The organism is Umezawaea sp. NPDC059074 (genome assembly GCF_042738955.1).
Lineage (GTDB): Bacteria > Actinomycetota > Actinomycetes > Mycobacteriales > Pseudonocardiaceae > Umezawaea.
Genome location: NZ_JBHYHC010000002.1, coordinates 235,064 through 247,072 on the forward strand (window position 1 = coordinate 235,064; position 12,009 = coordinate 247,072).

General features: G+C 70.5%; 8 protein-coding genes. 6 read left to right on the forward strand and 2 right to left on the reverse strand.

Features of this window, described 5'->3' with window-relative positions; all coding sequences use genetic code 11:
* Nucleotides 1-192: 192 nt before the first annotated feature.
* The 5 genes from ACFWW9_RS01880 to ACFWW9_RS01900 are packed head-to-tail and all read left to right on the forward strand — an operon-like array spanning nucleotide 193 to nucleotide 5,830.
* Nucleotides 193-1,254: a sugar ABC transporter substrate-binding protein gene (locus ACFWW9_RS01880; protein ID WP_390370484.1), complete on the forward strand. Its 1,062-nt coding sequence runs from the start codon at nucleotides 193-195 to the stop codon at nucleotides 1,252-1,254.
* Between the two features lie 28 nt (nucleotides 1,255-1,282).
* Complete coding sequence (locus ACFWW9_RS01885; protein WP_390370485.1) at nucleotides 1,283-2,371, forward strand: mandelate racemase/muconate lactonizing enzyme family protein; 1,089 nt, start codon at nucleotides 1,283-1,285, stop codon at nucleotides 2,369-2,371.
* Nucleotides 2,368-3,387, forward strand: a complete 1,020-nt coding sequence (locus tag ACFWW9_RS01890) for an ABC transporter permease (RefSeq protein ID WP_390370486.1) — start codon at nucleotides 2,368-2,370, stop codon at nucleotides 3,385-3,387. Before ACFWW9_RS01885 ends, ACFWW9_RS01890 begins: the two co-directional genes overlap by 4 nt.
* A complete protein-coding gene (locus tag ACFWW9_RS01895; RefSeq protein ID WP_390370487.1) occupies nucleotides 3,384-4,331 on the forward strand; it encodes an ABC transporter permease in 948 nt (315 codons plus the stop codon). The genes ACFWW9_RS01890 and ACFWW9_RS01895 overlap by 4 nt, the downstream gene beginning before the upstream one ends.
* Nucleotides 4,331-5,830, forward strand: coding sequence for a sugar ABC transporter ATP-binding protein (locus ACFWW9_RS01900; RefSeq protein ID WP_390370488.1), 1,500 nt, complete (start codon nucleotides 4,331-4,333; stop codon nucleotides 5,828-5,830). The genes ACFWW9_RS01895 and ACFWW9_RS01900 overlap by 1 nt, the downstream gene beginning before the upstream one ends.
* Here the strand turns inward: ACFWW9_RS01900 and ACFWW9_RS01905 are convergent.
* Together ACFWW9_RS01905 and ACFWW9_RS01910 are read right to left on the reverse strand one after the other, a co-directional pair.
* Entirely contained in the window at nucleotides 5,763-6,422 is a 660-nt protein-coding gene (locus tag ACFWW9_RS01905; protein WP_390370489.1) for a restriction endonuclease, read from the reverse strand. The genes ACFWW9_RS01900 and ACFWW9_RS01905 overlap by 68 nt on opposite strands.
* A 187-nt stretch (nucleotides 6,423-6,609) precedes the next feature.
* On the reverse strand, nucleotides 6,610-7,311 hold the full coding sequence (locus ACFWW9_RS01910) for a GntR family transcriptional regulator (protein WP_390370490.1): 702 nt from the start codon (nucleotides 7,309-7,311) through the stop codon (nucleotides 6,610-6,612).
* A gap of 285 nt (nucleotides 7,312-7,596) precedes the next feature.
* Between ACFWW9_RS01910 and ACFWW9_RS01915 the strand changes: the two genes are divergently transcribed.
* Nucleotides 7,597-11,919 carry a GDSL-type esterase/lipase family protein gene (locus ACFWW9_RS01915; protein ID WP_390370491.1) on the forward strand — a complete coding sequence of 1,441 codons (4,323 nt, stop codon included), beginning with the start codon at nucleotides 7,597-7,599 and terminating at the stop codon, nucleotides 11,917-11,919.
* The last annotated feature ends 90 nt before the right edge of the window (nucleotides 11,920-12,009 follow it).

Consider the following 12,009-nt stretch of genomic DNA (forward strand, 5'->3'; position numbering starts at 1 on the left):
CCGGAGGGTAAGCACGGAGCGGCGTTCCCGCCCGGTGTGGATCACCGAGGTGGCACCCCTACGTCACAGGCGTGACACGCATCGTGCCGGCTGGTAACGATTGTCCCAGTGCCGCCCGCCGCCCCTGTTGACACCGCGTTCACCGTGTCGTAGAAATCAGCTATCCAATATCCTATAGGATTGAGGCTGGCAATGAGGCCGTTCGCGAAGCGGACCAGGCTGTGCGCGGTGGCCGTAGGGCTCCTCGCGGTCACGGTCGGATGCACCACCAAGGGATCGGACGCCGGGCAGTCGGCTGCCGGGCCGGACAAGAAGGACGCGTCGAGCGTCAAGGTCGCCCTCGTGCCGGGCGGCCCGCACCCGTACTTCCAGCCGTGGAAGGCCGCCGCCGACCAGGTGAAGGCCGACTTCAAGGTCGGCGGGACGACGTTCGACGAGACCAGCCAGTGGGACCAGGCGAAGCAGAACAGCGCCCTGAACTCGTTGGCGTCGCAGGGTTACAACGCGATGGGCATCTTCGGCGTCTCGCCGACGGACATCAACAGCACGTTCACCGACCTGAAGGCCAAGGGAGTCACCGTGGCCTCCTTGGGCTCCTGCCCGGCCGGTGACAAGGACGAGGCCGACTTCTGCCTCTCCACCGACGTCGGCGAGGCCGCGTACAAGGCGGCCAAGACCGCCATCGAGGCCATGGGCGGCAGCGGGAAGCTGGTCCACCTCACCGGCAACAACGTCGACGCCAACACCCAGCGCCGGATCGCGGGCGTGCAGAAGGCCGTGGACGAGACCGGGGGCAAGGTCACGATCCTGACCACGATCCCGGACATCGACAAGGACCTCCAGACCGCGCAGAAGGCCGTGGCGGACCTCCTCTCCGCGCAGGGCAACCAGATCCAGGGCATCGTCACCACCGCGTACAACCCGGCGGTCGCGGCGGCGGCGGGCGTGAAGTCCTCCGGGCTCCCGATCAAGGTCGTGGCGATCGACGACGACGCGACCATCCTGAGCGGCATCAAGGACGGCTCGGTGGCGGCGACCATCGCGCAGAACCCGACCGGCCAGGCCTACGTGGGCGGCTGGGCGCTCGTGCAGCTCGCCACCGGCGCCTGCACCATGGCCACCCCCGGCACGACGGTCGACTCCGGCTCGTTCGTGATCACCAAGGCCAACGTCGACACCTACGACACCGAGCGCAAGGCCAAGACCACGCAGCTCACCGAGCAGTTCAAGAGCAGCGTCCTCAAGTGCTCCTGACCTGATCAAGCGAAGAGGGGACCAGCCGGTGGCTGTCGTCAGCAAGGCCGAGGCGTTCGTCGTCGACCTGGAGGTCGAGCAGGTCCGCACCGACGCGGTGCAGGCCTTCCTCAAGCAGGAGACCATCTTCGTCGAGGTGACCACGGACGACGGCGCTGTCGGACTGGGCTACTCCTACACGATCGGCACGGGTGGGTCCGCGGTGCACGCGCTGCTCCGCGACCACCTGCTGCCGAGGCTCGTGGGCCAGGACTCCCGCCGGGTGGAGGGGGTGTGGCACGACCTGTTCGCGTCCACCCGCGCCACCACGGTCGGGGCGATCACGTCGCTCGCCCTCGCGGCGGTCGACACGGCCCTGTGGGACCTGAAGTGCCGACGCGCCGGTGAACCGCTCTGGCGGGTCGCGGGCGGGTTCAGACCGAAGGTCCCCCTGTACGACACCGAAGGCGGCTGGCTGCACCTGAGCACCGAGGAGCTCGTGGTCGGCGCGAAGGCGGCCGTCGACGCCGGCTGGAAGGGCGTCAAGGTGAAGGTGGGCAAGCCGACCGCGCACGAGGACCTCGAACGGCTCCAAGCCGTTCGGGACGCGGTCGGCCCCCGCTTCGACCTCATGGTCGACGCCAACCAGTCGATGACGGCCGCCGAGGCCATCCGGCGGGCGGAGGCGTTCGCGCCCGTCGACCTGTTCTGGCTGGAGGAGCCGCTGCCCGCCGACGACGTCGCCGGGCACGAGCGGCTCGCCCGCTCCACCAGCATCCCCGTGGCGGTCGGGGAGTCGCTGTACTCCGTCGGCCAGTTCCGCGACTACCTCGAACGCGGCGCGGCGTCCGTCGTGCAGGTGGACGTGGCCCGCGTCGGCGGCATCACGCCGTGGCTCAAGGTCGCGCACCTCGCCGAGGCGTTCAACGTCGCCGTGTGCCCGCACTTCCTGATGGAGCTGCACGTGAGCCTCACCGCGGCCATCCCCAACGGCCGGTACGTCGAGCACATCCCGCAGCTGCGGGCGATCACGACGGCGGAGATGGCCGTCGAGGACGGCCACGCCGTCGCGCCCGAGGCTCCCGGCCTGGGCATCGCCTGGGACCGCGACGCCATGGACGACCGGAGAGTCGCGTGACCCTCCGGTTCCTCCGGCGGTCCATCGCCGACCAGCGCACCGGTCTGGTGCTGCTGCTCGTCCTGCTGGCCGTCGTCTTCGGCTCGTTGATCCCGACGTTCTTCAACGAGCGGTTCGTGGTGTTCCCGCTGCTGCGCGACGTGGCCACGCTGACCGTGGTCGGCCTGGCGCAGCTCGCGGTGCTGTCCATCGGGCACCTCAACATCGCGGTCGGGCGGATGGCGGCGTTCGGCGCGATGTTCATGGGCCTGGCCTACGAGCAGTGGCACCTGCCGCTGTACGTCGGCCTGGTCATCGGCGTCGCCGCGGGGGCCGCGATCGGCGCGCTGACCGGGCTGATCATCACCTCGTCCGGGGTGAACTCGTTCGTGGTGACGCTGGCGATGGACTTCGCGCTGCTGGGGTTCGTGTCGCTGGTGTACTCCGAGCTGACCACCTCGGCCGCGTTCACGGTGAAACCGCCTGGCATGCAAGAACTCCGGACGTTCTCGCTGGCGGACGTGTGCGTCGGCCCGGTGTGCGGCACCGGGGCGATCCCGCAGCTCGCGATCTTCGCCGTGCTGGCGATGCTCGTGGTCGGCTACCTGTTCTCCCGCGCCCGCACCGGGCGCGAGATGCTCATGGTCGGCAGCAACCCCGTCGCCGCCGAGCTGTCCGGCATCCCGGTGGACCGGCGGATCGTCGGCGCCCACGCGCTGTCCGGCGGGCTGGCGGCGTTGGCGGGCTTCATGCTGGCGGTCACCAGCGGGTCGTTCACCGCGACGATCGGCTCGGAGTTCATGCTCCCGTCGTTCCTCGGCCCGGTGCTCGGCGGCACGCTGCTGACCGGTGGCGCGGTGTCGATCATCGGCACGTTCCTCGGCACGTCGCTGACGCAGGTCATCCGGCAGGGCCTCACCATGCTGGGCGCCAGCGTGCAGAGCCTGTCGATCTCGCTGGGCATCATCCTGCTGGCCGCGCTGTCGCTGGACCGCGTGCGCCAGGTCGTCACGGAGCGGAAGGCGGTCCGGCGGTGATCACCCTCGACGCTGCTCGGCTCAAGTCCAACGAGACCACGCTCGCCGTGGTGGCCGTGGTCGGCTACGCCGCGCTGGCGGTCACGTCCGGCGGCTCGCTGCTCAGCGGCTCGGCCATCGAGACGTTCTTCGCCTACCTGGCCGTCCCCGTCCTCATCGGACTGGCGCAGCTGGTGGCGCTGGCCGTGGGGCAGATGAACCTCTCCGTCGGCGCGCTCGGCGGGTTCGTCGCCTGCGCGGGCGGCGTGGCCATGGCGACGCACGGGGTGCCGGTGTGGCTCGCGGTGCCCGGAGCGCTGCTGCTCGGCGCGTTCGTCGGCGTGGTCAACGGCGTGCTCGTGGTGCTCACCCGCATCAACGGGTTCATCGTCACGCTGGCCACCATGACGATCCTGACCGGCCTCCAGTACGAGATGGTCGGCACCGCCACGGTGTCCGACTACTCGCCGGTGCTGCGGTCGCTGGGCCGCGCGGCGATCTTCCACATCCCCGTGGTGTTCCTGGTGGCACTGGCGGTCGCGGTCGTGCTGGCGGTGTTCCTGCGCCGGGCGGTCTGGGGCCGGTACCTGCTCGCGAGCGGCGGGAACCCGTTGGCGGCCAGGCTTTCCGGCATCTCGAACAACCGGTCCATCGTGCTGGCCCACGCGCTGTCCGGGCTGCTGATCGGCGTGGCGGCGGTCGTCACGCTGGCGTCCGCGCCGGGCGTGAACCAGAGCATCGGCGGCGACTGGCTGCTGGCCAGCTTCGCGGCCCCGATCATCGGCGGCGTCGCGCTGTCCGGCGGCGCGGTGTCGGTGTCCGGGACCGTGCTGGCGGCCATCATCATCCGGCTCGTCGACGTGGCCCGCGCCCAGTTCTCGCTCAACCCCAGCTGGGTCAACTTCGTCGTCGGCGCGGTGGTGCTCGGCACCGTCGTGCTCACCCACCGTCGAGGGGCGGCGTAATGCTGATCGCACAGGACCTGGTGAAGCTGTTCCCCGGTGTTCGGGCGCTGGACAAGGCGAGCCTGCGGATCGAGCCCGGCTCGGTGCACGCGCTGCTCGGCGAGAACGGCGCGGGCAAGTCGACGCTGATCAAGATCCTGACCGGCGTGTACCGGCCGGACGGCGGCACGCTCTCGGTGGGCGGCGAGGAGGTCCACCTCGACTCGCCGCAGGCGGCGTCCCGCGCGGGCGTGGGCGTGGTGCACCAGGAGCGCAACCTCGTGCCGGAGTTCTCCATCGGCGAGAACATCGCGCTGCAACGGCTGCCCGCCAAGGGTGGCCTGCTGGACCGGGCCGCGATCCGCGCGGAGGCCAAGCGGTGCCTCGACCTGCTGGACCTGGACCTCGACCCGGACCGCCGGGTACGGGGCCTGCCGGTGTCGCAGCTCCAGCTGATCGAGGTGGCCAAGGCGCTGTCGATGGAGAGCAGCGTGCTGCTGCTCGACGAGCCGACCACCGCGAGCACGCCGAGCGAGGTCGAGCGGCTGTTCGAGGTGATCCGCAAGCTGCGGGACAACGGGACCGCGGTGCTGTTCGTGTCGCACAAGCTGGAAGAGGTCTACGAGCTCTGCGACACCGTGACCGTGCTGCGCGACGGCGTGTCGGTGCTGGAGTCCATGCCGCTCAAGGAGTTGGCGAAGCAGGACCTCATCACCGCGATGGTCGGCCGCGCGCACAGCGCCGTCGACCTGCCCGCGCGGCCGCCCGTGGTCGCCGAGCCGGTGCTGGAACTGGCGGGCGTGTCCACCGCCGTCGGGCACGAGGACGTGTCGCTCTCGTTGCGGCCGGGGGAGATCCTCGGTCTGTACGGGCTGGTGGGCGCGGGTCGCAGCGAGCTGGCGAAGGCCGTGCTGGGGCTGTCCGCGATCACCTCCGGCGAGGTCCGGGTGCGCGGCAAGGCCGTGCGGATCAAGGACGTGCGCGACGCGTTGCGCACGCACCGCATCGGGTACGTGCCCGAGGACCGCAAGGAGGAGGGCCTGTTCCTGGACCAGCCGGTCACGAAGAACATCGCCGTCGCCGTGTGGGACCGGATCTCCAAGCCGTTCGGCGGCGTGTCGACGAAGCGCGAACGGGAACTGGCCGAGAAGTACGTGGAACGGCTGGGGATCCGGCTGTCCTCGACGGACAAGCTCGTGGGTGAGCTGTCCGGCGGCAACCAGCAGAAGGTCAGCCTGGCCAAGTGGCTGGCGGCCGAGACCGAGATCCTGATCATCGACGAGCCGACCGTCGGCATCGACGTCCGCACCAAGGCCGCGTTCCACGAGCTGATCTGGCAGCTCGCCACGGACGGGCTCGCGGTGCTGCTGATCACCAGCGACCTGGTGGAGATGGTGACGCTGGCCGACCGGATCGTGGTGATGCGGGACTTCCACGTGTGCGGCGAGGTCGTCAACGACCACGACTACGAGCCGACCAGCCACCAGGTGATGGGACTGATCCACCAGGACGCGGAGTGAACGCGATCGGCGCGACACCGGTGCGCGCCCACTCGGCCAGGGCATCGCGGTCGACCAGCACGATGCCCATGGCCGTCGCGAAGTCCTGAGCGGGCCGGGTGAACGTCGACGTCGTGACGACCACCGCGTGGTGCGCCCCGTGGACGGCGCGGGCGGTGCCGGAGAAGCGCTGCAACGCCGGGGACCCGACCTTGTTGCCGGTGCCGTGGCGCTTGCACTGGACCACGATCCGGCCACCGTCCGGCGCGATGGCCGTGACGTCGGCGCCCAGGTCCCCGGAACCACCGACGACCTCGACGTCCACGCACCCCGACCGACCCAGCAGTCGAGCGGTCCACAACTCGAACTCGGTCCCACCCATGCCGTCGGTGACCTCGATCGCCCGGTCGAGTTCGGCCTGCCACGCCTCCGCGGCCACCCGCCTCCTCCGCCGCACCACCAGCACGGCGGTGCCGATCACCGACAGCACGGCGAAGATCGCGGCCGACCACCCCGGATGCGCTTGGACGAAGAGCACCCCCAGCCACACCGCGGCGACCGACCCGCCGACCCGCCAACCCCTGAACGCCTTCTTGCGGCGGCGTGCTGCCATCGTCCCCCCTCGTAGCCGTCCAGGGTGCTGGACGGCCGGGCGACGCGGACAGGTCCCGACGGGTGGGAGCACGCCGTCGATCGGGTGGTTTCGGGGGCGGGCCCCGCCTCGGCCGCTGCTCGTCCGACCGAGGATCGGCAGTGGTGCCAGGAGGTCCGCGGTCACTGCCTGCCGTCGTGCGGCTGGATCACTGCCGGGGGTAGGCGGCGCGGAGCCGGGCCCTGGAGGAGTCGAGGTGCGCCCGCATGGCGGCCTCGGCGGCCGCGGGGTCCTGGTCGGCGATCGACTGCACCACCAGCTCGTGCTCCCGCTTGGTCTCGTCGGCCATGCCGGTGCGGAAGTACAGGCGGTAGTTGTGGGTGTGCGCGTGCAGCCGGGCGAGGGCGTCGACGATGAGGTGGTTGCCCGACGCCTCGGCGATCGTGCGGTGCAGCAGCGCGTCCAGCACGGCGAAGTCCCGGTAGCCCTGGTAGTTCTCGCCGTGCGGACGGCCCGCCATGTCGTTGATGACCTTGTGCAGCTGGTTCACCTGCGCCTTGGAGGCGCTGCCCGCGGCGAGGCCCGCAGCGGCGGGTTCGATCAGCAGGCGGAACTCGTACAGGTTGTCCAGGGACACCTGGTCCATGAGCGGGGCGACGATGTAGCCGGCGTGCGGGCGCTTCGCGACCAGGCCGTCGGACTCGAGCTTGGTCATCGCCTCGCGGACCGGGGTGGGGGAGACCTCCAGCTCGCGCGCGATGCCGTCGATGGACAGCCGGGCGCCGGGAGCGAGGTCGTTGTCCATCAGCATGCCTTTGATGGCCTCGTAGACCGTGTCGCGCAGCATCGTCCGCGGGGGCGGTGTCAACCGCGGCAGACGTGACGGCGCGTCCTTGGGCACTGTGGTCATCCTCCCTCGTTCCTTCCCGACCCGGTCGTTCGATCTTAGGCCCGCGCCTGGTGTTCGCCGACCGCTGCCGTGAGCGAGTCGGCTCGCGGCGGGAGAGGGCTACTTCATATCTGATATCCGATCTTACCGCATCTGGGCGATTTGGGCCGGAGGAATCGCGCGGGCCCTGACGAGCCCGACTTCCGGACCATTGACGCACTCCCGAGGCGGCGGTAGGAAGGAGCAGTTTCATATCTGATATCTGATCGTCCCGGTCCCTGGTTCCACCGGAAGGACAGACCGACAATGGTGTCGAGATCGTTCAGCGCCGTCCTGGCAGGCGCGCTCGTCGCGCTGGCCGTCGCGGCCACGCCCGCGGCGGCGGCTCAGACGACCACCCTGCACGTCTCGCCGGGAGGCGGCGGGTCCCAGTGCACCGACCGCTCGCCCTGCTCGATCACGCGGGCCCAGCAGCGGGTGCGCGACCTCGCGCCGTCGATGCGCGGCGACCTCGTCGTGAGCCTGGAGGGCGGCACGTACCAGCTCGCCTCGCAGCTCACGTTCACCGCCGCCGACTCCGGCACCCACGGCCACCGGGTCCGCTGGGAGGCCGCGGGCGGCCGCACCCCGGTGCTCAGCGGCGGCGTGCCGATCTCCGGGTGGACCAAGGGCTCGAACAACCTGTGGAGCGCCAAGGCCCCCAAGGACCTGAAGACCCGCCAGCTCTACGCCGATGGCTCCCGGCTGACCCGCGCGAGCGGCACGGCCCCGGTCGACCTCACGCAGACGGCGACCGGGTACACCGCCGCGGACACCTCGATGGCCTCCTGGCGCAACCCCGGAAGCCTGGAGTTCGTGTTCGCCGACGGGCACGGCTCGTGGAGCGAGCCGCGGTGCGCCGTCGCGGGCATCAGCGGCACGGCCGTCACCATGCGCCAGCCGTGCTGGGACAACCTCGACCTGCCCGATGGCCCGCGCGGCCCGTACGGCGACAACCCGCACGGCGGGTTCCCGACCTTCCCGACCGACGCGAAGCCGAGCCTGATCGAGAACGCGTTCGAGCTCATCAGCGACGGCGAGTGGTACCTCGACGACACCACGCACGTCCTGTACTACCAGGCGAAGCAAGGTGAGGACCCGCGGCGGATGAACTTCACGGCGGCCAAGCTGGACGGGCTGGTCCGGACGACGACCACCGCCGCCGCGCCGCTGCACGACGTCACGTTCCAGGGCCTGGAGTTCGCCTACTCGACGTGGCTGCGCCCGGCGTCCGACGAGGGCTTCGTGGAGATGCAGGCCAACTTCACGATCACCGGCGTCGGCGGCTCCAAGTCCCAGGGCCTCTGCAACTACTCCGAGCCCAAGGGCACCTGCCCGTTCGCCGCGTGGACCCGGCCCGACGCCGCCGTGGACCTGACCGGCACCAAGAACGTCTCCTTCCTGGACAACACGTTCCAGCACCTCGGCGGGGCCGGGCTGGGCTTCCAGCACGGCGTGACCGGGAACGTGGTGCGGGGCAACACGGTCACCGACGTCTCCGGCGTCGGCATCCTGCTCGGCGCGGTCGACGACCCGCAGGCCACCGGGGACGCGTTCCCCACCGGCAACACGATCGACAACAACCGCGTGCACCACACGGGCGTGGAGTTCACCGGCGCGCCCGCGATCGTCAACGGCTACTCGCGCGGCACGAGCATCACCCACAACGAGATCACCGACGTGCCCTACAGCGGCATCTCCTCCGGCTGGGGCGGGTGGCGCACCAACTCCACGTTCCCCGACGAGAACCCCAACAACAACGGGGACAACACCATCTCCTACAACCTGGTGTACCGCGACATGCTCGTGCGCTACGACGGTGGAGCCGTCTACACCAGCGGACCGCAGGGCAAGAGCTACGAGCACGGCCTCACGGTGCAGGGAAACGTGAACTTCAGCGGGCGGAAGACCGCGAACTCGATCTACAACGACGAGGGCGGCGACTACGTCACCATCACCGGCAACGTCCAGTACAACGACAACGGCGGCTTCAACGGCGGCTGCTCGACCACGGGTCACCTGCGGCGCAAGGACAACTACCGCGTCGGCACGATGAACTCGTTCGGCTGCGCGCCCGCGCCGGTCGGTCTGGAGGACCTCGGCGGCAACAAGCTGATCGGGCAGAACCCGCAGGCAGGCGAGGTGCCCAACGCCGTGTTCGCGGCGGCGGGCTTGCAGGGCAAGTACCGCGAGCTGACCACGAAGCGCGCACCCGTGGTGGCGTTGGCCAGTCCGACGTGCACCGACGACATCCTCATCTCCGGGTCCGGGTTCACGCCGCAGGCCAAGGTCACCGTCGCGGGCAGGCAGGTCCGGCCGGTCACCTTCGTGTCGTCCAACCACCTGACCGTGAAGCTGCCGAAGGACTCCAGCGGCGGCGCGGTCTCGGTCACCACTCGCGCGGGCACGAGCGCGGTCGACGTGGACGCCACGACCACGCTGTGCCGCGGCTTGAGCACGACGGCGAGCAACGTCGGCGTCACCAACGACGGCAACACCGGGCCGGGCAACGTCGACGGCTTCGGCTACACCTACTCCGCGGAGGCGTTGGCCACCAAGGGTGTCGTGCCCGGCGGCCCGGTCCGCTGGAACGGGATCACCTACACCTGGCCCACCGCGTCCCCCGGCACGCCGAACAACACCCTGGCGGCGGGCCAGACCGTCGGCCTGATCGGGTCGTCGCCGACGTTGGGCTTCCTGCTGACCAGCACCTACGCCACCTCCGGCACGGGCACGGTCAACTACACCGACGGTACGACGCTGGACTACACGATCGGTGCCCCGAGTTGGGCCGAAGCCCCGCCGGACGGGCACACGCCGGTGATCACGATGCCGTACCGGAACACCCCGAACAACGGGCGGGACAACAGGAACGTCTACATCTTCGCCGCCGAGGTGAAGCTGGACCCGGCCAAGACGGTGAAGTCGGTCAAGCTGCCGATGGTGGGCTCCGAGGTCGGCGTGGACGTGCCCGCGCTGCACATCTTCGCGATGGCGCTGGCGGGCAGCCCGAACCTGGCGCAGGGCAAGCCCGCCGTCTCGTCCTCCGAGGCGTACGGCGGCGCGGCCTCCCGCGTGGTCGACGGCGACACGAACGGGGTGTTCGGCAACAACTCCGTGAGCCACACCGACGAGAACGAGTACGCGTGGTGGCAGGTCGACCTCGGCGCGAGTTCACCGCTTTCCACCGTGAACGTGTGGAACCGCACCGACTGCTGCACGCAACGGCTCGACGACCACTGGACGTTCGTGTCCGACCAGCCGTTCGACACCTCGCTGACCCCGACCCAGCAGGCCGCGAGGCCGGGGGTCTGGTCGAGCCACCGCACCGGTCCCGCTCCGGTCGTGACGGTCGAGAAGCCCGGCGTCGCCGGCCGGTACGTGATGGTCCAACTGTCCAAGAAGGACTACCTGACGCTGGCCGAGGTGGAGGTCTATGGCGGCAAGCCCGCCCCGGCGGGTGATTGGGTCGGCACGTGGGGCACGGCGCAGGCCGCGCCGATCGTGGGCTCGCAGGGGTGGTTCACCGGCGAGACGATCCGCAGCGTCGTGCACACCAGCGTCGGCGGCACGGCGGCGCGCGTGCGGTTCTCCAACAAGTTCGGCACCGGCCCGCTGGTGCTCGACCACACGTCCATCGCCCTGCGGGCCAACGCCGACAACGCCGACGCGGTCGAGGGATCGGTGCGGCCGTTGACGTTCAGCGGGCGGCAGAGCGTCAGCATCCCGGCGGGCGCGGAGATCCAGAGCGACCCGCTCGACTTCACCGTGCCCGAGGACGCGGACCTGCTGATCAGCACGCACAGCACGTACGCCGCGGGCCCGGTGAGCTACCACCCGTCGGCGCAGCAGACGTCGTTCCTCAGCAACGCGGGCGACTTCACGATGGACACCTCCGGCGCGAAGTTCGACCGCCGGACCGGGTCCTGGTTCTACGTCGAGGAGGTCGACGTCCGCGACTCCCGTGCCAAGGGCACCGTCGTGGCGCTCGGCGACTCGATCACCGACGGCGGGTACTCGACCACCGACGCCAACCACCGCTGGCCGGACTACCTGGCCGACCGGCTCAAGCAGCTCCCGGCCGCGTCCCGGCTCGGCGTGGTCAACTCCGGGATCAGCGCGAACCGCGTGCTGCTCGACGGCGGGGAGCTGGCGTACGGGCGCAGCGCGTTGGCCAGGCTCGACGACGACGTGCTCAACCGCACCAACGTGCGCACGGTGATCCTCTACGAAGGCGTCAACGACCTGCACCAGGATCCGCGCCAAGCCGATCCGCGGAAGTTCATCGCGGGGTACCAGGAACTCGTCGCCCGCATGCACGCCAAGGGGATTCGGGTGCTCGGCGCGACCATCACGCCCATCAAGGGCTGGGGCGCCTACACCGACGGGATGGAGGCCACTCGCGGCGCGATCAACGAGTTCATCCGCACCGGCGGCCTGTACGACGGCGTCCTCGACTTCGACGCGGCCCTGCGCGACCCGCAGGACCCGTTGCGGCTCAAGGCCGAGTTCGACTCGGGTGACCACCTGCACCCGTCCGACGCGGGCAACGCCGCGCTGGCCGCGGTGGTCGACCTGAGCACGCTCTAGCGGCCGTGAGCGGTCGGGAGGCCCCGAAGACCAACGCCCCCCCCCCCCCCACCCCCCCGCGGCGAAGAAGCCCCCCCCCCCCCCCACCAC

Bases quoted from the DNA above. Each gene is read 5' to 3' on its own strand.
- ACFWW9_RS01910 (WP_390370490.1), bottom strand. From the start codon at position 7,311: ATGACCACAGTGCCCAAGGACGCGCCGTCACGTCTGCCGCGGTTGACA.
- ACFWW9_RS01900 (WP_390370488.1), top strand. From the start codon at position 4,331: ATGCTGATCGCACAGGACCTGGTGAAGCTGTTCCCCGGTGTTCGGGCG.
- ACFWW9_RS01915 (WP_390370491.1), top strand. From the start codon at position 7,597: ATGGTGTCGAGATCGTTCAGCGCCGTCCTGGCAGGCGCGCTCGTCGCG.
- ACFWW9_RS01880 (WP_390370484.1), top strand. From the start codon at position 193: ATGAGGCCGTTCGCGAAGCGGACCAGGCTGTGCGCGGTGGCCGTAGGG.
- ACFWW9_RS01905 (WP_390370489.1), bottom strand. From the start codon at position 6,422: ATGGCAGCACGCCGCCGCAAGAAGGCGTTCAGGGGTTGGCGGGTCGGC.